This is a genomic window from Burkholderia sp. IT-111MI5, assembly GCF_949752865.1.
Lineage (GTDB): Bacteria > Pseudomonadota > Gammaproteobacteria > Burkholderiales > Burkholderiaceae > Burkholderia > Burkholderia pyrrocinia_C.
On sequence record NZ_CATKIF010000044.1, the window covers coordinates 264,840 to 286,383 of the forward strand.

Consider the following 21,544-nt stretch of genomic DNA (forward strand, 5'->3'; position numbering starts at 1 on the left):
CGGCATTCCCTTTCCGCCATGCGTCAACAATACATTCCCTTCTTAACCGAACATCGCCGACGCGCTGCCATTGCGGCGCGTCGGCGATCTATCCACGAATGGCTTACGCGCTCAGCGCATCGACACCATCCTGAGCACGCGAACGCGCGGGCATCGTGTCGCTGACGATGCGCCCGTTGTCGAGCTTCAGCAGCCGGTCGGCGAGATCGAAATAGCGGTCGTCGTGCGTGATCACGATCACGGCCTTGCCGCGCGCGCGCAGTTCCGGCAGCAGCTGTTCGTAGAACACGGCCTTGAACGACGGATCCTGGTCGGCCGCCCATTCGTCGAACAGGTAGAACGGCCGGTCTTCCAGATACGCGACGACGAGCGCGAGCCGCTTGCGCTGCCCGGTCGACAGCGCGCGGGTCGAGAACGCGCCGTCGACCACCTTCACCTTGTGATCGAGCGCCAGCTTCGCGACGAGCGCGTTCGCGCGCGCATCGGCCTGCGCGCGGGCCGGATCGTCGGGATCGACGATGCCGAGCAGCGCATCGAACAGGTGGAAATCGTTGAACACCGCGCTGAAGCGCTGCCGATACGCTGCCCGCTCGCGCCAGCCGATCGTGCGGCCGTCGACCTCGATCGTGCCTTCCTCGGGCTCATAGAGCCCCGTCAGCACCTTCGCGAGCGTCGTCTTGCCGCTGCCGTTGCCGCCGACGATGAACACGAGCTCGCCCGGCTTGATCGTCAGGTCGATCGGCCCGATGCTGAACATCCGCTCGTCGCGTTCGTGGAAATACGCGTGCGTGACGCCGCGCAACGTGACGGCGCCGGCCGGCGGCACGTCGGGCGCGTCGGCCGCGGGCGGCACCGTGCGCAGCGCGCCGAACTCGGCCATCACGCCTTCGATCCGCGTGAGCGACACGCGTGCCGCGTTGACGGTCGGCAGATTGTTCAGGAGGCCGTCGAGCGGCACGAGCATGAACAGAAACACGACGACGTAGCCGGCCGCCGTGCCCGGATCGGCATGCACGCCGAGCTGCGGCCAGAACGACGCCACGCCAAGGAATACGTAGAACAGGAAGATGATCCAGCCGACGCCGACCGCATACGCGCTGAACGCGCGGCGGCGGTGGTCGCGCACTTCGCCGATCGCGGCGCCGAGCTGGCCGTCGACGAACTGGCGCGCGCGCGCATCGTGCAGCTTCAGTTCCTTTGCGCCGGAAAACAGCGAGCCGAGATAGCCGAACAGGCGGTCCTGCGCCTGGCCGGCCGCTTCGAGCGACGCGATCGCACGGCGGTCGCCGGTGTGATAACCGAGCGAGCCGGCGATGATCGCGGCGAGCGCCAGCACGCACACGGGCCACGACAGCCACGCGAGATAGCCGAGGCAGCCGAACACGATCGAGCCGTGCATGACCAGGTTCGGCAGCGCGAAGAACAGCATCGACACGTTGGTCGCGTCGTCGGTCAGTACCGACTGCACGGGCGCCGCGCCGATCCGCTCGATGTCGCGGAGTTCGGCCGCGCCGACGCGCCGCGCGAGATGCACGCGCAGCCGCGCCATCGTGTCCTGCGACAGGCGCGCGAACAGCGTGCCCGACACGATCCGCGTGACGAGCGCGATCACTGCGCACAGCGCGAAGCGCCACGCGAGCGACGCATCGGCCGCACCGGGTTGCGATAGCGCGCGGTTCAGCGTCGCGACGAGCAGCACGCTCGCGACGCCGTTCAGCACGCACGCGGTAAGCGCCAGCGCGAGCGACGCGCGGCTTTCGCGCAGCAGCGCGAGGATCAGGCGCGCCGCGGGGCGGGCGGGCGAGGCGTCGAGGGACGGCGGGGAAGAAGGCTCGTGGGCAGCAGTCATCGGCAACGTCGGTAAAGGGAAGGCGAGCGAATACGCGGAAGCGGAAAAGTCGATGCGAAAGCGGCGGGCGGGGTGCGCCCGTTCCGGCTTTCCTTCCTGATAGACGAACGAGCCGCGCAAATATTTAGCAGCGCATGAAAAAAATCGGCTGCACGCACTTTGAGCGCAAAACGGTAAAAAATCGGCCGCGCCGTTCGTCACACCAGTGAAGCCGCCCCAAGCGGCCCCGAGACTTGGCCGAAGCGGCCGGACCGAAGGACTTCACGCACATGACGAGTTTCCCGACTGCGCTGCATCACCGAATCCGCGAACTGGCGCGCGTTGCGCCCGACGCGCCTGCAATCGCGGTACCTTTCCAGAACGACTTGCGCCTGTCGCGCGGTGCGCTCGACGCGCGTGCGTCGCGGCTGGCCCGGCAACTGCGCGCGGCCGGCGTCGGCGCGGAAGTGCGGGTCGGCGTCTGCGTCGAGCGCTCGTGCGAGCTGTTCGTCGCGCTGCTGGCCGTGCTGAAGGCGGGCGGCGTGTTCGTGCCGCTCGATCCGCGTCATCCGGCCGCGCGCCTCGACTGGATCATCCAGGATGCGCAACTGCGGCACGGCATCGTCGACGAAGCCGGCCGCACGGCGCTGGGCATGCCGTTCGAATACGCGTTCGATGCGGCAGCGGAAGCGGCGGGCGAGCAGGACTTCGCTGCCGATGACGAAGACGTGCCCGTGCACCCGCGTGCGGCCGCCTACATGATCTATACGTCGGGCTCGACCGGCACGCCGAAGGCGGTCGTCGTCGAACACGGGCCGCTCGCCGCGCATTGCGACGCGCTCGCGGCCGCGCTGCCGATCGTCGCAGGCGACCGCCTGCTGCATTTCGCGTCGGTCAATTTCGACGCCGCTCATGAGTGCTGGCTCGCGCCGCTCGCGATCGGCGCCAGTATCGTCGTGGCGCCGCCGCAGCCGTTCGCGCCCGACGCCGCGCATGCGCTGATGGTGCGCGAATCGGTCAACGTCGCCGCGTTCCCGCCCGCGTACCTGCGCGAATTCGCGGCTGTCGCCGCGCGCGACGGCGTGCCGCCGGCATTGCGCGTGCTCGCGTTCGGCGGCGAAGCGCTGCCGCAGCAGGCATTCGAGTTCGTGCGCCGCACGTTCCCGTCGGTACGCCTGATCAACGGCTACGGGCCGACCGAGGCCGTGATCTCGCCGATGCTGTGGCCGGTCGAACCGGGCGAGGCGCCCGTGCTGGCCGCCGACGACGCGTATGCGTCGCTGCCGATCGGCCGCGTGATCGGCCCGCGCGTCGCGCGCATTGACGGCAATGAGGCCGCTGGCGTGGGCGAGCTGCTGCTCGGCGGCGTCTGCATCGCGCGCGGCTATCACGGCCGCCCGGCGCTGACGGCAGAACGCTTCATTCCCGATCCGGACGGCGAGCCGGGTGCGCGCGTCTACCGCACGGGCGATCTCGCACGCCTGCGTGACGACGGCGCATTCGACTATCTCGGCCGCCTCGACGACCAGGTCCAGGTGCGCGGCGTGCGCGTGGAGCCCGCGGAAATCGCCGCGTGCCTGCGCTCGCATCCGGCCGTGGCCGACGCGGCGGTGGTCGCCGAAGCCGGCAACGGACCGACGCGGCTGATCGCATGCGTCGCGCTGCGCGCGGCGGCCGACGATGCGGCACTGAAGGCGCACGTGGCCGCGCAATTGCCGGCGGCATGGCAACCGCACCGGTTCGTGCGTTGCGATGCGCTGCCGTATACGTTGAACGGCAAGATCGATCGTGCCGCGCTGCGCGAGCGGATTGCCGCCGCGCGCGACACGACGCAAGGTGCCGGCGCCGCGCCGCGCACGCCGACCGAGCAGCAGCTCGCCGGCCTCTGGCAGACGCTGCTCGGCCTCGACGCCGCGCCGTCGCGCGACGACCGTTTCTTCGCGCTGGGTGCCGATTCGCTCGCCGCGATGCAGTTGCAGGCCGCGATTCGCGCCGCATCGCGCGTGAACCTGCGGCTCGATACGCTGTTCGCCGATCCGGCGCTCGCCGAACTGGCCGAAACGGTCGATCGCGCGGAACGCGAGACAGGCGAGCCGCTGGCCGCCATTTCCGCGCGTCGCGCGCCGGCCGATACGGTCGCATCGGGCGCGCCGCACGTCGACCGTGCGGCGTCGCTCGCGCAGCAACGCTTCTGGGTGCTCGCGCAAACGCGCGATGCGAGCGCCGCGTATCACATCGCCGCGCACTGGACGCTCGACGGCACGCTCGATCGCGACGCGCTGCAGCGCGCGCTCGATCACGTGATCGGGCGTCATGAGGCGTGGCGCACGACGCTCGTCGACAACGACGACGGCATCGTGATGCAGCGGATTCATGCGCATCTGCCGGTGTCGATCGCCGACATCGACCTGCGCGACCAGCCGCCGGCCGCGCGCGACGCACAAGCCGCGCGGCTCGCCGAGCGCGATGCGGCCGAACCGTTCGATCTCGCACGCGGCCCGCTGCTGCGCGCGACGCTCGTCGCACTCGCCGACGACCGTCACCGCCTGCTGCTGACCGCGCATCACGCGATCACCGACGGCTGGAGCTCGCGCTGCGCGTTCGACGAACTGTCGGCTGCATACAGCGCGTATGCGGAAGGCCGAGAACCGTCGCTGCCTGATCTGCCGATCCAGTACGCCGACTACGCGGACTGGCAGCGCGACATGCTGGCCGGCGGCGAGGGCGAACGCCAGCTCGATTACTGGCGCGGCGCATTGCGCGACGTGCCGGGCCCGATCGCGCTGCCGGTCGACCGTCAGCCGGGCGCTGCGCGTACGCTGCAGGGTGCACGCGTGTCGGTGCGCCTGCCCGACGCGGTTGCGGCCGACGTGCGGCAACTCGCGCGCGACGCGCAGGCCACCGTCTTCACGGTGCTGCTGGCCGCGCTCGACGCATGGTTGTCGCGTCTGACCGGCGAAACGGACGTCGTCGTCGCGGTGCCGGTCGCGCATCGCCAGCGCGCTGAAACGCGCGCGTTGCTGGGGCTGTTCCTGAATACGGTCGCGCTGCGCGTGCGCGTGGCGCCGACGCTGCCGTTCCGCGCGCTCGTCGACGCGGCGCGCACGGCGGCGCTCGACGCGGTCGCGCACCAGGACGTGCCGTTCGAGCGTGTCGTCGATGCGGTGAAGCCGCCGGTCAAGCGCGGCGACGAATGGCTGCGCGTGAAATTCGCGCAGCAGTTCGACGCGCGGCACGACAGCGTGCTGCCGGGTGCGATCGCTGTTGCTACGCCGGGGCCCGATCTGGCCGCGCGTTTCGACTTCGCGCTGGATTTCACCGACGACGCGAACGGGATCGAACTGGTCGCAGCCTATGCGACCGACTGCATCGACGCCGACACCGCACGCGCGTGGCTCGACAGCTATGCGGCGCTCGTCGGCGCGGCCGCGCACGATCCGCAACGCGCGACGGCCGCGCTGCCGTGCGACGCATCGGCCGCATTGCGCCAGCCGCGCGACGGCCGCGCGCTGAGCGTCGAACATGCCGATATCGTCGCCGCGTTCGCGCGACAGGCTGCCGCGTATCCGCATCGCGTCGCGCTCGCCGATGCGTCGGCGTCGCTGACGTTCGCCGAACTCGACGATGCGTCGAACCGAATCGCGCGTGCGCTGACGCAGCGCGGTGTCGCCGCCGAAGCGTCCGTCATCGTCTGCATCGAACGTTCGGCGCGCTTCGTCGTCGGCCTGCTCGGCGCGCTGAAGGCCGGTGCGCTCGTCGTGCTGCTCGATCCCGCACAGCCGGCCGCACGACTCGCCGCGGCGGCAGCCGACTGCGGCGCGCGCTGGGCGCTCGTCGCGGATACGGCCGCGTGGCCGGCCGGCATCGACGCTCAACCGCTCGACGTCGATACGCTCGCACAGGACGCGACGCTCGCGCATGCAGCCGGCGTGCGCGTCGCACCGCATCCGGAACAGGGCGCGTACCTGATCTATACGTCGGGCTCGACCGGCACGCCGAAGGGCGTCGTCGTGTCGCACGGCGCACTGGCCGACTACGTGCAGGGGATGCTCGACGAACTCGCGTTCGCGCCGGACGCATCGTTCGCGATGGTGTCGACCGTCGCGGCCGACCTCGGCCACACGACGCTGTTCGGCGCGCTGTGCGCGGGCCGCACGCTGCACCTGCTGCCGGCCGCGTGTGCGTTCGATCCCGACCTGTTCGCGGACGACATGCGCCGCCGCGACGTCGGCGTGCTGAAGATCGTGCCGAGCCACCTGCAGGCGCTGCTCGACGCGCGCGTGCCGGCCGACGTGCTGCCGCGCCACGCGCTCGTGACGGGCGGCGAAACGCTCACGTGGGCGCTCGTTGCGCGCCTGGCCGCGCTCGCGCCGGCCTGCCGCGTGATCAACCATTACGGGCCGACCGAAGCGACGGTCGGCGCAATTGCGTGCGACACGGCGTCGATTGCCGCCGATGCGCGCGATCCCGCGAGCGGCGTGCCGCTCGGCCTGCCGCTGCCGAATGCGCGCGCGCTGGTGCTCGATGCGTTCGGCGCATGCGTGCCGGCCGGCGCGACGGGCGAGCTGTATCTGGGCGGGCCGGGCGTCGCGCGCGGCTACCTCGGGCGTCCGGCGCAGACCGCCGAACGCTTCGTACCCGATCCGTTCACGCCCGGCGCGCGGCTGTATCGCACCGGCGACCGCGTGCGATTGCGCGCGGACGGCCGTCTCGCGTTCCTCGGCCGCATCGACGACCAGGTGAAGATCCGTGGCTACCGCGTCGAACCGGGCGAGGTGAGTGCAGCCGTGCGCGCGGCCGGCCCGGTCGCGCAAGCCGAAACGCTTGCGATCGAGTACGACGGCCGCCTGCGGCTCGCGACCTTCGTCGTGATGCGCGACGGCGCGGCATTCGACGAGGCCGCGATGCGCGCGGCGCTTGCCGCGAAGCTGCCCGACTACATGGTGCCCGCGCAGCTCGTCGTGCTCGCGCGCCTGCCGGTGACCGCGAACGGCAAGATCGATCGCGCGGCGCTGCGCGAACTGGCGGCCGCGCCGGTCGCGATCGCGTCCGGCGATGCGCCGCAGGGCGCGGTCGAAACGGTGCTCGCCGAAGTCTGGCAGGCCGTGCTGAAGGCGCCGCAGGTGGGCCGCGACGACAACTTCTTCGAACTCGGCGGCGATTCGATCCTCGTGCTGCAGGTGATCGCTCGTGCGCGCAAGCGCGGCGTGCGCTTCACGCCGAAGCAACTGTTCGACAACCCGACGGTGGCCGAACTCGCGCGCATCGCGAAGACCGAGGACGTGACTCCTACCGCGCAGCCTGCAATCGCAACCGCAGTGGCGACGCCGGCTGCCGCGCCAATCCTGACGCCCGCGCAGCAACGCTTCTTCGCGCTCGACGTCCCGCAGCGCGGCCACTGGAACCAGTCGGTCGCGTTCGACGTGCGCGGGCCGTTCGACGCGGACGCGTTCGCGCGCGCATTCGATGCGTTGCTGACGCATCACGACGCGTTCCGCCAGCGCTTCGCGCTTGGTGCGGACGGCACGTGGCACGCGAGCGATGCCGCTAAGCCATACGATGCGCTGCCGTTCGTCGAAGTCGCCGCACGCGACGAAGCCGACGCGCTCGCGCGCTTCGACGCATTGCAGCGCCGTCTCGACCTCGGCCGCGGGCCGCTCGCGTGCGCGTGCGCGGCACGGCTGCCGGACGGCTCGACGCAGCTTTATCTCGCGATTCACCACGCGATCGTCGACGGCGTGTCGTGGCGCATCCTGCTCGACGACCTCGACACGGCCTACCGCGCCGCATGCGACCGCACGCCGGTCCGGCTGTCGCAGCCGGGCCTGCGCGCGGATGCATGGGCCGCACGACTCGCGCGCGCCGCGACGGAACCGGCATCGCCGTTTGTAGCCGAAGCCGCGTACTGGGCCGGGATGGCGCAGGGCGGCGACCTCGTGCCCGATCATCCGGACGCAGCGGCGACGAATGCCGATGCAGCCGTCGTCGTGCAGACGATCGACGCGGCATTGACCCGCGCGGCGCTGACCGATGCGCATGCGGCCTATCGCACGCAGACGATCGAACTGCTGGGCGCGGCGCTCGCGCTGGCGCTGTCCGGCGCACGCGGCGGTGGCGCATCGTGCCGCGTCGAACTGGAAGGGCACGGCCGCGAGGCGCTGTTCGACGATGCGGACGCGAGCCGCACGATCGGCTGGCTGACGAGCCACTACCCGGTGACGCTGCCGGTCGAAGTGACTGCGAGCGACACGCTGTGCGCGGTCAAGGACACGCTGCGCGCGGTGCCGCACAAGGGGCTCGGCTTCGGCGTGCTCGCGCACTACGGCGATGCGGCGACGCGTGCGGCGCTGGCCGCCGTGCCGCGCCCGCGCGTCACGTTCAACTATCTCGGCCAGTTCGACGCGCCGCGCGACGCGACGCTCGTGCCGCGTTTCGGCGGCACCGGCGTCGAGCGCGATCTGCGGGGGCCGCTGGGCAATACGCTTGCGATCCACGCGTACCTCGATACGGACCGCGACGGCGCACGCACGCTGAAAGTGCACTGGGTGTATGGCGCGCCGCAGTTCGAGCGCGCGACGATCGACGCGTTCGCCGAACGCTTCGCAGCCGCGCTGCGCGAGCTCGTCGACGCATGTGCATCGCGCGTCGCGCATCGCGGCGGCGGCGCGACGCCGGGCGATTTCCCGCTCGCGCAGGCCGCCGGCCTCACGCAGGCGGCGATCGAACGCACGCCGCTCGACTGGCGCACGATCGACGACGTGTATCCGCTGTCGCCGATGCAGCAGGGCATCCTGTTCCATGCGCTGTTCGCGCCCGGCCACGCGAGCTACGTGAACCAGCTCGTCGCGAACGCGACGGCGCTCGACGCCGACCGCCTCGCAGCCGCATTCGACGCGTCCGTCGCTCGCCACGACATCCTGCGTACGAGCATGATGCCCGACGAAGCCGCGCCGCTGCAGTGCGTGCATCGCCACGCGCAGATGCCGGTCGAGCAGCTCGACTGGCGCACGCGCGGCGACACGCTCGACGCCGATTTCGATGCGTGGCTCGCCGCCGACCGCGCACGCGGTTTCGACTGGCGCGAGCCGCCGCTGATGCGGCTTGCGCTGATCCGCGTGACGGACGACGCATGGCGCGTCGTGTGGACGCGTCATCACGTGCTGCTCGACGGCTGGAGCACCGCGCGCCTGCTCTCCGACGTGCTGCGCGACTATCGCGACCCGGATGCGGTGTCGCCGTTCGCGAGCCGTCCGGCGCTGCGCTATCGCGACTTCATCGCGTGGCTCGGCACGCGCGACCGCGATGCCGACGAGCGCTTCTGGACCGAGCGCCTCGCGCGGCTCGACGCGCCGACGCTGATCGCGGAACGCGCGGCCGACCGCGCGGACGCCGACATGGCCACGTGGCGCGCGACGATCGATGCGGATGCGATGACGCGCGTCGCGCAGACGGCGCGCACACTGAAGCTGACGCTCAACACGCTGGTGCAGGGCGCGTGGGCGCTCGCGCTGCAGCGGATGACGCACCAGCCGGCCGTCGCGTTCGGCGCGACCGTCGCGGGCCGCCCCGATGCGCTCACGGACGTCGACACGGTGCTGGGTCTTTTCATCAACACGCTGCCGGTGATCACCGCACCCGCGCCGCAGCAACGCGCGGCCGACTGGCTGCAGACGCTGCAGCGCGAGAATGCGGCGGCCGCCGAGCATGCACACACGCCGCTCGCCGACATCCAGCGCTGGGCGGGTGGCGCGGGTGGCGCACTGTTCGACACGCTGGTCGTGTTCGAGAACTACCCGGTGGACGACACGGCGCGCGACGCCGATCCGCGCGCGCTTGCGCTGAGCGGCGTACGCAGCATCGAAGCGACCGATTTTGCGCTGACGCTCGTGATCGAGAGCGGTGTCGAACTGACGATCGACTACGGCTACGACACCGCGCGCGTCGATGCGCGGCAGGTCGAGACCTGGCACCGTGCGTTCGCGTGCGCGCTCGATGCGCTGGCCCGCACACCGGACGCGCTGCTCGGCACGCTGTCGATCGCCGACGACGCAACCCGCGACGCGCTGGCGCTTGCGCGGGACACCGCGCATGCGTGGCCGGCTTCGCAACGGCAGCCGCTGCACCTGCAATTCGCCGATGCGGCACAAGCGACGCCCGACGCGATCGCGCTTGAATACGCGGACGTTCATGGCGGCGTGCATCGTGCGACCTATCGGGAACTCGATATCAGCACGTCGCGCATCGCGGCCGCGCTGCGCCGGCGTGGTGTGCAGCCCGACACGCCGGTCGCGCTGTGCGTCGAGCGTTCGTTCGACATGGTGATGGCGCTCGTCGGCGTGCTGAAGGCCGGCGCCGCCTACTTGCCGGTCGATCCCGACTATCCGGCCGAGCGCATCGCGTACCTGCTGCGCGACGCGCGGCCGGCCGTCGCGATTACGCAGGCGCACCTGCGCGAGCAGGTCGAAGCCGCGCTTGGCGACGGTGCCACGACGCAGTTGCTGACGGTTGCGGACCTGCTCGCCGATGAAGCGGACGAAGATGAAGAAGCGCCTGCGGGCATCGCCATCGACGACGCCCGACTCGCGTACCTGATCTACACATCGGGCTCGACCGGCAAGCCGAAGGGCGCCGGCAACACGCACGGCGCACTCGCGAACCGGATCGCGTGGATGCAGCACGCATACCGTCTGACGCGCGACGACGTCGTGCTGCACAAGACGCCGTTCGGTTTCGACGTGTCGGTCTGGGAATTCGTGTGGCCGCTGGCGATCGGCGCGAAGCTCGCGATCGCCGCGCCCGGCGACCATCGCGATCCGGCGCGTCTCGCGGCCGCGATTCATGCGCATGGCGTGACGGTGCTGCATTTCGTGCCGTCGATGCTCGCCGCGTTCGCCGCGTATCTCGACGATTTCTCGGCCGCCGCGCAATGCGACAGCGTGCGCCTGATCGTCGCGAGCGGCGAGGCGCTTGCGCCCGAACTCGTCGCGAAGATCGCACGGCTGCTGCCGAACGCGACGCTCGTGAACCTGTACGGGCCGACCGAAGCCGCGATCGACGTGTCGCACTGGACCTGCAGCCCCGACGACGCGAACGCGGCCGCGGTGCCGATCGGCCATCCGATCGCGAACCTGCAACTGCACGTGCTCGATGCCGCATGGCAGCCGGTGCCGGCCGGCGCGACCGGCGAACTGTATCTCGCGGGCGCGGGCCTGGCGCGCGGTTATCTCGGCCGCCCGGCGCTGACCGCCGAGCGTTTCGTGCCCGATCCGTTCGTGCCGGGCGCACGCATGTACCGCACGGGCGACCTCGCACGCCGGCGCGCCGACGGTGCGCTCGACTACCTCGGCCGCGTCGATACGCAGGTGAAGCTGCGCGGCCAGCGGATCGAGCCGGGCGAGATCGAGGCGCTGCTGCGCGCGGTACCCGGCGTGAACGATGCGGTCGCGATCGTGCGCGACGAGCAATTGATCGGCTATGTCGCACGCGGCGACGCGGGCCCGCTCGACCGTGCGGCGCTGCTCGACGCGTTGCGCGCGCAACTGCCGGCCTACATGGTGCCGTCGCAACTGATCGAACTCGACGCGCTACCCGTCACGCCGAACGGCAAGTGCGACCGTCATGCGTTGCCCGCGCCGGTGCGCGAAGCGGCCGAAGCCGTCGAACTCGCGACCGATACCGAACGTGCGCTCGCGGATATCTGGCAACGCGTGCTGCATGTCGATGCGATCGGCCGCGACGGCGATTTCTTCCTGCTCGGCGGCCACTCGCTGCTCGCGACGCAGGCCCACGCGCAGGCGAACCTGCACTGGGGGCTTGCGCTGCCGCTGCGCACGCTGTTCGACACACGCACGCTCGCGCGCTGCGCGGAAGCGATCGACGCGGCCTGCGCGGCCCGCGGCGCGACCGATGCGGCGAGCGCGATCGATGCGCTGCTCGGCGAACTGGAAACCCAATAAGGACGACGGATGACGAAGGTTCAACCCGACTGGCTCGCGCTCGCGACGCGTTTCGCGCAACTGCCCGACGCGCAGCGCGCGGTGTTCATCGACAAGCTCGGCGCGGCCGGCATCGACTTCCGCGTGCTGCCGATTCCGCCGCGCACGCCGCGCAGCGACCGCGTGCCGGCGTCGTTCGCACAGACGCGGCTGTGGCTGCATGCACGGCTGATCGATGCGCCCGATGCGTATCACATCACCGAGCGCCTGGCGCTGACGGGCCCGCTCGACGCGCATGCGCTGCGTCTTGCCTGCGATGCACTGATCGCCCGCCATGAAGCGTTGCGTACGACCTTCGACGAGGCGCAGGACGGTGTTGCGCAAACGATCCACGCGCCGCTGCGCTGCCCGTGGCGCGAAACCGATCTCGAAGCGCTGCCGGACGCGCAGCGCGCCGCGCGCGCGGAGGCCGTCGCGACGGCCGACGAAGCCGAACCGTTCGATCTCGGCACGCCGCCGCTCGTGCGTGCGCATCTGGTCCGCTTCGACGCGACGCATCACTGGCTCGCGCTGACGGTGCACCACATCGTGTCGGACGGCTGGTCGTCGGGCGTGATGCTGGAAGAGCTCGCGGCGTTCTATCGCGCGTATGCATCCGACCAGCCGGTGCCGCTCGCGCCGCTGCCGATCCAGTACGCCGACTACGCGCTGTGGCAGCGCCGCTGGCTCGACGCCGGGGAACGCGATCGCCAGCTTGCGTTCTGGCGCGAACGGCTCGATCCGCAGCGCGGCGTGCTGACGCTGCCGGGTGCAGCCGCACGACCGGCGCGCCGCAGTGCGCGCGGCGCTCGCCATGTGTTTTCGCTCGATGCGCGCATCGGCGCGCAACTGCGTGCGTTCGCGGCCGCGTCGGGTGCGACGCCGTTCGCGGTGCTGCTCGCCGCGCTCGATGCGCTGCTCGCGCGCGCGACCGGCGATGCGCGGATCTGCGTCGGCGTGCCGGCCGCGAACCGCGAACGTGCGGAAGTCGCCGGCCTGATCGGCTTCTTCGTCAACACGCTGGCGATCGACGTGGACGTGCCCGCGCACGGCGATTTCTCGTCGCTGGTCGCGCGCACGCAGCGCGCGCTCGTCGACGCACAGATGCACCAGGACGTGCCGTTCGAGCAGGTGGTCGATGCGCTCGGCGTGCCGCGCAGCGCGAGCCACCATCCGCTGTTCCAGGTGATGGCAGCGTACGGCGAGCGCCGCGCGCTGCCGGCGCTCGGCGCGGCAGCCGCCGCGTTGCTGCCGTCCGGCACGCCGTCCGCGAAATTCGATCTCACGCTCTCCGTCGAGGCAACGCCCGACGGTACGTTCGACGCCGCGTTCATCTACGCGCTCGACCTGTTCGACGCCGACGCGATCGCGCGGCTGGCCGCGCGCTTCGTCACGCTGCTTGCCGATGCGCTCGCGCGGCCCGACCTGCCGATCGGCGATCTCGACTGGCTGCCCGCCGACGAGCGCGCACAGCTCTTTGCGTGGAACGCGCCGGCGGGCGCGACCGAAGCCGAACCGTTCGTGCCCGTGCATGCGCGTATCGCCGCGCATGCGCACGCGCGGCCCGACGCGCGCGGCGTCGCCGATATCGATCGTGCACTGACGCGCGGCGAAGTCGATGCACGCGCGGCGCGCCTCGCGCGTCATCTGGTGGCGGCAGGCGTGCGGCCCGAGATGCGCGTCGGCGTCGCGCTGCAGCGCTCGGTCGACCTGCTCGTCGCGCTGATCGCGGTGCTGAAGTCCGGCGCCGCGTTCGTGCCGCTCGATCCGGCCCATCCGCGCGAACGGCTCGCGCAGATCGTCGGCGACGCGAGCATCGCGCACGTGCTGACCGATGGCTCAAGCGTCGCATCGTTGCCCGAGCTGCCGGAACTGCGCGTGTGGCGCGCCGACGAAATCGATGCGCTCGACGAAGCCGCCGGCGTCGCGCTGCCCGGCGTGCTGCCGGGCCATGCCGCCTACGCGATCTACACGTCGGGCTCGACCGGCAAGCCGAAGGGTGTGATCGTCGACCACGCGTCGTTCGCGCTGCATTGCGCGGCGATTGCCGAGCGCTACGGCGCGGGCGAGAACGACGTGTTCCTGCTGTTCCAGTCGGTCAACTTCGACGGCGCGCACGAAGGCTGGTTTTCGCAATACATGTCGGGCGCCGCCGTGTCGGTGACGGCCGACGTGCTGTGGCCGCCCGCACAGACCTGCGCGATGATGGTCCGCGACGGCGTGACGATGACCTACGTGCCGCCCGGCTGCGCCGCGCAGCTCGCCGAATGGGCGCTCGCGCACGGCGCACCGTCGACGCTGCGTTCGCTGACCGTCGGCGGCGAGGCGACGTCGCGCGAGGCGTTCGCGATGCTGCGCCGTGCGCTGCCGAACGTGCGTGTGGTCAACGGCTACGGCCCGACCGAGACGGTCATCACGCCGACGCTGTGGATGTTCCGGCCCGGCGACGATCTCGCGACGCTCGGCGACGCCGCGTATCTGCCGATCGGCACGCTGGTCGGCGCACGCACCGCGCACGTGCTCGACGGGCGGCTGCATCCGCTGCCGGTCGGCGTGATCGGCGAACTGTATCTGGGCGGCGAGGGGATCGGCGTCGCACGCGGCTATCTCGACCGCCCGGCGCTGACGGCCGAGCGCTTCGTGCCCGATCCGTACGGTGCGCCGGGCGCGCGCCTGTACCGCACCGGCGACCTCGTGCGGCGCCGCGCGGACGGCGTGTTCGACTTCATCGGCCGCGTCGATCACCAGGTGAAGCTGCGCGGATTGCGCATCGAGCTTGGCGAAATCGAGGCGCAACTGGCCGCGCACGATGCGGTGCGCGAAGCGTGCGCAGTCGTGCACGGGCAGGGCGCGCTTGCGCAGCTCGTCGCATATGTGGAACTGACCGCCGATGCACGGGCGGCCGCGCAGCCCGTCGAAGCCGCGACGCTCGATGCGCACCTGCGCCGCACGCTGCCCGACTACATGGTGCCCGCGCAACTGATCGTGCTCGATGCGCTGCCGCGCAACGCGAACAGCAAGGTCGACCGCGCGCGGCTGCCGGCACCGGTGCGCGTCGAACGTGCGTACGAGGCGCCGCGCGACGGCGATGAAGCCGCGCTCGCGGCGATCTGGTGCGACGTGCTGAATCTCGAGCGCGTCGGCCGTGGCGATCACTTCTTCGATCTCGGCGGCCATTCGCTCGCCGCCGTGCGCGTCGCGACGCGCACGGCCGAACGGCTCGGCCGCGACGTGCCGGTGCGCGCGCTGTTCGAGGCGCCCGTGCTCGCGCAGTACGCGCTGCAGGTGGCCGACGCGCCGCGCGCCGCGCATGCCGGCGCTGCGGCGCCGGGCGTCGCGGTGGCCAAACCCGATGCGAACGGCGTGTGGCCGCTGTCGCCTGCGCAGCTCGGCCTGTGGTTCCTGTGGCGCGCGCAGCCGGACAGCGCCGCGTACAACATCCCGGTCGCGCTGCGCATGCGCGGCCCGCTCGACATCGATGCGCTGCGCGCCGCGTTCTCGGATGCGGCGGCCGTGCATCCGGCGCTGCGCGCGCGGCTCGTCGCTCGCGACGGCGCGCTGCCGGGCCAGTGGATCGACGTGGCGGCGCCGGTCGAATTGCCGGTCGTCGACCTGTCGGCGCAACCCGATGCGCTTGCCCGCGCGTCGGCGTTGACCGACGACGATGCGCTCGCGCCGTTCGACCTCATAGCCGATGCGCCGCTGTGGCGCGCACGCGTGCTGCGGCTCGGCGCGGACGACCACGTGTTGTCGGTGACGATCCATCACATCGTGTCGGACGGCGAATCGATCGAGCTGTGGCTCGATGCCGTTCGTGCATGCTACGTCACCCGCATGCGCGGCGACGACGCGCCGGTCAACGAAGCTGTCCAACCGGCTGTACCGCTCGTGCTGCCCGCACCGTGCCATCCGGCCCGCGTCGCGTACTGGCGTGACGCGCTGGTCGATCTGCCGTCGCGCGTGCTGCCGCAGCGCGCGGACGCGCCGGCCGTGCCGCAATGGCGCGCGGCACGCATCGCGTTCGAATTCGACGCGTCGCTGATTCGCGCCGCACGCGACGCCGCATCGGCCGCGCACGCGACGCTGCCGATGCTGCTGCACGCGGCGCTCAACACCGCGTTGTTCCGCGCGACGGGCGCGGCCGACCAGCCGGTCGGCGTGCTCGCGTCGACCCGCGAACTGACCGGCGATGCGGCACGCGCTGCGCTCGGCCTGTTCATCAATTCGGTCGTCGTGCGTACGCGGATCGACCCGGCTGCGCGCCGTGCGGACGTGCTCGCCCAGGTGCGCGATACGGCGCTGGCCGCGTATGCGCATGCCGACGTGCCGTTCGCCGACGTCGTCGCGGCGCTGCGCGCGCCGCGTGCCGCGCAGGCCAATCCGCTGTTCCAGGTGATGTTCAACTACCTGCGCCCGACGGGTGCGGCCGCACGCGACTGGGCCGGCCTGTCGCTTGCCGAATTCGACGACGTGCGCCATCGCGTCGTGTTCACGCTGGAGCTGGACGTCGTCGAGCATCCGGACGGCCGCGTGAGCGCCGCGTTCTCGTATGCGGACGAACTGCTCGACCGCGGTTTCGTCGATGCGCTGGTCGATGTCTATCACGACGAAGTCGCGCGCTTTGCCGGCGCATCGGAAGCGGCGCTTGGTGCACCCGATACGCGTGCCGTCGCGCACGCGAACTTCATTGCACAGACGAGCGTAGAAGCACCGCCCAACGCACCGTCGCACGCAGCCGCCGTGCTCGCGGCACTGTGGTCGGACACATTCTCGACGGCCGCGCCCGAGCCCGGCGCGGACCTGTTCGAAGCCGGCGCGACGTCGTTCGACGTCGTGCGCTTCATCGACGCGGCAGGTCGTGCCGGTCACGCGCTGACGGTCGCCGACGTGTTCGCGTCGCCGACGCTCGCGGCACTCGGCACACGGCTCGATGCACGCGCGGAAACAGGACAGGAGGAGCGCCATGCTGGCTGAAGTGCGTCCCGACGGATTCACGATGCCCGATACGTGCCGCCTCGCATTCGCGGACGGCCTGTTCGCCGCGCGCGACGGCACGGAGATCCGCGTCGCGCAGGGCCACGGCATCGGCGCGCAGTTGCTGCGCGCACAACTCGCCGACGACGGCACGCTGCGCCTCGTCGCATACAACCATCGTGCGGCGCCTGCCGACCAGCGGCGCGCGCTGCTGGCCGCGTTGTCCGCGGCGTTTTCGGACGGTGCGCATCACGCGGCGATCCGGCTCGACCCGGCCGCGTGGCCGGCGGTCGCGCTCGATGCGCTGCGCGCGAGCGGCGTGCTCGCCGACGGCGGCCGCTGCATGCGCGACGGCTGGGCGCAGCAGGCCGATCTGTGGCTCGTCGGCACGCACCTGCCGTGCGCGACGCTGCCGATGCTTACCGACGGCCGGCGTCATCCGCGCCGGCCGCCGGCGCCGCGCGGCGACGTCTACGCGCGCGACCTGCCGGCGCTCGGCGTGCGCTTCACGCTGCGCGGCTGGCAGCCGGCGGAGGACACCGTGCGGCTCGCGCGCTGGTTCGACGAGCCGCGCGTGCGCGACGGCTGGCCGGGCGCGCAGCCCGGCGCGGACGGCCCGCAAGGGGCCGCACCCGACGCCGATCCGCACGTGACGCCGCTCGTCGGCTGCTTCGACGGCGAGCCGTTCGCGTACTTCGAGGCGGTCTGGCTGAAGGAAGACGCGCTCGCGCCGCACGTCGCGGCGCGCGACTACGACCGCGGGCTGCGGATGCTGGTCGGCGAATCGCGCTGGCGCGGCCCGCATTGCGTGGCGGGCTGGCTGCCGTCCGTCGTTCATTACCTGTTTCTCGACGACCCGCGTACCGAAGCGGTCGGCTGTGCCGTTCCGGCCGGCCACGCGCGGGTTGCCGACCATCTCGCGCGGCATGGCTTCGCGCGGCAGCGCCGTCTCGCGCTGGCCGACGCGCAGCCGCTGTGGATGCGCACGCTGCGCGAGACGTTCTTCTCCGGCCGTCACGTCTGACGGGCCGGAATCACCGACAAGGGAGCTGAGACATGCAGAGAGAAACCGTATTCGACCTGATCGGCGTCGGCTTCGGGCCGTCGAATCTGGCGCTGGCCATTCGCCTCGCGGAGCGCGCCGGCGCACGCACGTTCGCCCATTGCTTCGTCGAGCGCCAGCCGGAATTCGGCTGGCATCGCGGGATGCTGCTCGACGACTGCCGGATGCAGATCTCGTTTCTGAAGGATCTCGTCACGATGCGCGATCCGAAAAGCCGCTACACGTTCATCAACTACCTGTTCGAACGCGGCCGCCTGAACGAATTCGTCAACCTGAAGAACTTCTATCCGACCCGCGTCGAATTCCACGACTACCTGAGCTGGGTCGCCGATGCGTTCGACGATCGCGTCCATTACAGCGAGACCGTGCTGGCGATCGAGCCGGTGCGCGGCGACGGTGCGCGGATCGACGCGCTGCGCGTGCTGTCGCGCGATGCCGCGGGCCACGAGCGCCAGCGCGTCACGCGCGCGCTGTCGGTCGGCGTCGGCGGCACGCCGGCGATTCCGGATGCGTTCGCCGCGCTCGGCCGCGACCGCGTGATCCATTCGTCATCCTATCTGACCGACATCGACCGGCTCGTCGCGTCGCCGGACGGCGAACGCCGTCGCGTCGCGGTGATCGGCGCGGGGCAGAGCGCGGCCGAGGTGTTCATCGACCTCGCGCGCCGCTTCCCGCATGTCGACGCGAACCTCGTGATGCGCGCAGGTGCGCTGAAGCCGGCCGACGACAGCCCGTTCGTCAACGAGATCTTCAGTCCCGAGTTCACCGATGTCGTCTATGCGCAGCCGCACGACGCGCGCCGCGCGTTGCTCGAACGCTATCGCGACACCAACTACGCAGTAGTCGACCGGCCGCTGATCGAGCAGATCTACGAAATGCTGTACCTGCAGCGCATCGACGGCACGCCGCGTCATGCGCTGCTCGCGAACAGCGCGATCGAGGCCGCGGTGCGCACCGGCGACGGCCGCATCGAGCTGACGCTGCGCGACCGGATGAGCGGCGCCACGCGCGTCGAGCGCTTCGACGCGCTCGTGCTCGCGACCGGCTATCGCCGCGACACGCATTCCGCGCTGCTCGAAGGGCTGGCGCCGCACCTGGGCGATGCGCTCACGCGCGGCGACGTGACGCGCGACTACCTGCTCGCGACGCCCGAGCACTTCGCGCCGCGCATCTACCTGCAAGGCTGCTGCGAAGACAGCCACGGCTTGTCCGACACGCTGCTGTCGGTACTGGCACGCCGCGCGGACGAGATCTGCGCGTCGCTCGAAGACGGGCTCGCGCCCGCCCATGACGATGGCGCGGCCCGGGAGCCGCACGAAAAACGACAGGAAAACGGGGTGAGCGCGGGCCGGATGGCTTTCGCTCTTTGACAAAGGCGCGGTCGGAGACCGCATGAAAAAAGTGGAGCAGAGAAAGATGGAGTGGGCAACAGGCACGCGTTTGCGTGCGATCGCAGCCGCGGCGAGCGTGGCGTTCGGTGCGGCTGCGGCGGGGCAGGCTTACGCCCAGACGGCGCCGGCCGTGAACGCAGGCGCCGCGGCGTCGGCCAGCAGTGCGCAGAACGGCACGACGAACGGCGCGCCGAACGGCACGCTGCCGGCGATCACCGTCAACGCGGCCTCGGAAGGCGACGGCACGGTCGGGCTCGTCGCGAAGCGCAGCAGGACCGGCACGAAGACCGACACGCCGATCAACGAGATTCCGCAGACGATCAACGTCGTCACCGCGCAGCAGATCGAGATGACCGGTGCGACCGACGTGAACGCGGCGCTGCGCTACGTGCCGGGCTTCTCGTCGTACGGTTCGGACAACCGTTCCGACTGGTACGCGGCGCTGCGCGGCTTCACGCCGACCGCCTACGTGAACGGGCTGCAGGTGCCGAACACGATCAACCTCGCGAGCTGGCGCGTCGATCCGTACATGATCGACAGCATCACCGTGCTGCGCGGGCCGACCTCGGTGCTGTACGGCGCGGGCGATCCCGGCGCGATCATCGACGTGCAGACCAAGCTCGCCGACGGCGAGCGCGTGCGCGAAGCCGGGGTGCAGATCGGCAACTATGCGCGCAAGCAGTTCATGATCGACGTCGGCGACAAGCTCGACGCCGACGGCAAGTACGCGTACCGGTTCGTCGGCGTCGCGCGCGACGGCAATGCGCTGACCGGCCCGAACAACGACCAGCGCGTCGCGCTCGCGCCGTCGTTCCGCTGGCGCCCGAACGCGGATACGTCGCTGACGCTGTCCGCGACGTACCTGCAGGACTGGGGCGACATCTCGTCGAACTTCCTGCCGGCGCAGGGCACGGTGCTGCCGAACCCGAACGGCCAGATCAACAAGGATGTGTACGAAGGCGACCCGAACTTCAACTACTACCGCAAGAAGCAGTGGTCGGTCGGTTACCAGTTCGAGCAGAACCTGACTTCGGCGTGGAAGTTCCGGCAGAACGTGCGCCTGATGCACCTGTCGCTCGACAACGGCTCGGTGTTCGGCAACGGCTTCGTCGACGGCAGCACGACCGACGTGTCGCGCTGGGCCGGCGTGTTCCAGATGAACTACAGCCGCTTCGACATCGACAACAACGTGGAAGGCCGCTTCGCGACGGGCCCGCTCCAGCACACGCTGCTGCTCGGCTTCCAGTACAACCGCCAGACCGCGACCGACAGCGAATGGCTGGCCGCGGCGCCGCCGCTGAACATCTACAACCCGGTGTACACACCCGTCACGACGGCGGTGTTCGATCCGGCGTCGACGTTCCGCACCAACACGTACACGACGATGAACACGTTCGGCCTGTACGCGCAGGACCAGATCAAGTGGAACCGCTGGACGCTGACGCTCGGCGGCCGCGAGGACTGGGTCAACATGCGGATGGACGACCGCGCGGGCGGTACGCAGACGAAGGCGGACGTGACGGCGTTCACCGGCCGCGTCGGCCTCACGTACCAGGGCGACTACGGGCTGTCGCCGTACGTCAGCTACGCGACGTCGTTCAACCCGCTGATCGGCGTGAACCTGCTCGGCGGCGGGCTGCCGCAGCCGACGCGCGGCAAGCAGATCGAGGCCGGCCTGCGCTGGCAGCCGCCCGGCAAGAACCTGATGCTGAACGCGGCGATCTACCAGATCAACCAGACCAACGGGATCACGCCGGCGCTACCGAGTCAGGACACGACCGGCACGAAGTCGGTGCAGACCGGCGAGGTGCGTTCGCGCGGGATCGAGCTGAGCGCGACCGGCAAGGTCACGCGGAACCTGTCGCTGATCGCGTCGTACGTGTACCAGGACGTGAAGAACGTGAAGGCGAACGACGTATCGCTGAACAACTGGCCGGTCGACATTCCGCGGCCGCGCCAGATGGCGTCGATGTGGGCCGACTGGACGTGGCACACGGGGCCGCTCGCGGGCTTCGGCCTCGGCGGCGGCGTTCGCTACCAGAGCGCGTCGGCCGGTGCGGCCGACAACTCGCTGACGGTGTCGAGCGTCACGCTGTTCGACGCGGGCGTGCATTACGACACGCGTAACTGGCGCTTCGCCGTGAACGGGACCAACCTGGCCAACCGCCACTACATCAGCGGTTGCCAGTCGGCCAACGTCTGCGTTTTCGGCACCGACCGCACGGTGATCGCGACCGCGAAATACAACTGGTGACGTTGCGCGCCGCGGCCCGCCGGCCGGCCTTCGTGGCCGGCGCGGGACGGCCGCGGCGCC

At 70.9% G+C, this 21,544-nt stretch carries 6 protein-coding genes; 5 read left to right on the top strand and 1 reads right to left on the bottom strand.

Translation table 11 applies throughout. From position 1 onward, the window contains the following. Positions 1-103: 103 nt before the first annotated feature. Positions 104-1,849 carry a cyclic peptide export ABC transporter gene (locus ACM6JT_RS25910; protein ID WP_414857564.1) on the bottom strand — a complete coding sequence of 582 codons (1,746 nt, stop codon included), beginning with the start codon at positions 1,847-1,849 and terminating at the stop codon, positions 104-106. A 269-nt stretch (positions 1,850-2,118) separates the two neighbouring features. Between ACM6JT_RS25910 and ACM6JT_RS25915 the strand changes: the two genes are divergently transcribed. From ACM6JT_RS25915 to ACM6JT_RS25935, 5 genes are read left to right on the top strand one after another with little or no spacing between them, the layout of a single operon-like run. Further along, entirely contained in the window at positions 2,119-11,784 is a 9,666-nt protein-coding gene (locus ACM6JT_RS25915; protein WP_414857565.1) for an amino acid adenylation domain-containing protein, read from the top strand. Between the two features lie 9 nt (positions 11,785-11,793). Continuing rightward, a complete protein-coding gene (locus tag ACM6JT_RS25920) occupies positions 11,794-16,776 on the top strand; it encodes an amino acid adenylation domain-containing protein (protein WP_414857566.1) in 4,983 nt (1,660 codons plus the stop codon). Further along, positions 16,766-17,800: a GNAT family N-acetyltransferase gene (locus ACM6JT_RS25925; protein WP_034184146.1), complete on the top strand. Its 1,035-nt coding sequence runs from the start codon at positions 16,766-16,768 to the stop codon at positions 17,798-17,800. The genes ACM6JT_RS25920 and ACM6JT_RS25925 overlap by 11 nt, the downstream gene beginning before the upstream one ends. Positions 17,801-17,832: 32 nt before the next feature. Further along, positions 17,833-19,209 carry a lysine N(6)-hydroxylase/L-ornithine N(5)-oxygenase family protein gene (locus ACM6JT_RS25930; RefSeq protein ID WP_414857568.1) on the top strand — a complete coding sequence of 459 codons (1,377 nt, stop codon included), beginning with the start codon at positions 17,833-17,835 and terminating at the stop codon, positions 19,207-19,209. Between the two features lie 22 nt (positions 19,210-19,231). Beyond that, positions 19,232-21,484 (top strand): TonB-dependent siderophore receptor, encoded by a 2,253-nt coding sequence (locus ACM6JT_RS25935; protein WP_414857569.1) that lies wholly within the window; start codon positions 19,232-19,234, stop codon positions 21,482-21,484. Positions 21,485-21,544: the final 60 nt, after the last annotated feature.

Coding starts and splice junctions, on each gene's coding strand:
- ACM6JT_RS25910 (WP_414857564.1), bottom strand. CDS start 1,849: ATGACTGCTGCCCACGAGCCTTCTTCCCCGCCGTCCCTCGACGCCTCG.
- ACM6JT_RS25915 (WP_414857565.1), top strand. CDS start 2,119: ATGACGAGTTTCCCGACTGCGCTGCATCACCGAATCCGCGAACTGGCG.
- ACM6JT_RS25920 (WP_414857566.1), top strand. CDS start 11,794: ATGACGAAGGTTCAACCCGACTGGCTCGCGCTCGCGACGCGTTTCGCG.
- ACM6JT_RS25925 (WP_034184146.1), top strand. CDS start 16,766: ATGCTGGCTGAAGTGCGTCCCGACGGATTCACGATGCCCGATACGTGC.
- ACM6JT_RS25930 (WP_414857568.1), top strand. CDS start 17,833: ATGCAGAGAGAAACCGTATTCGACCTGATCGGCGTCGGCTTCGGGCCG.
- ACM6JT_RS25935 (WP_414857569.1), top strand. CDS start 19,232: ATGAAAAAAGTGGAGCAGAGAAAGATGGAGTGGGCAACAGGCACGCGT.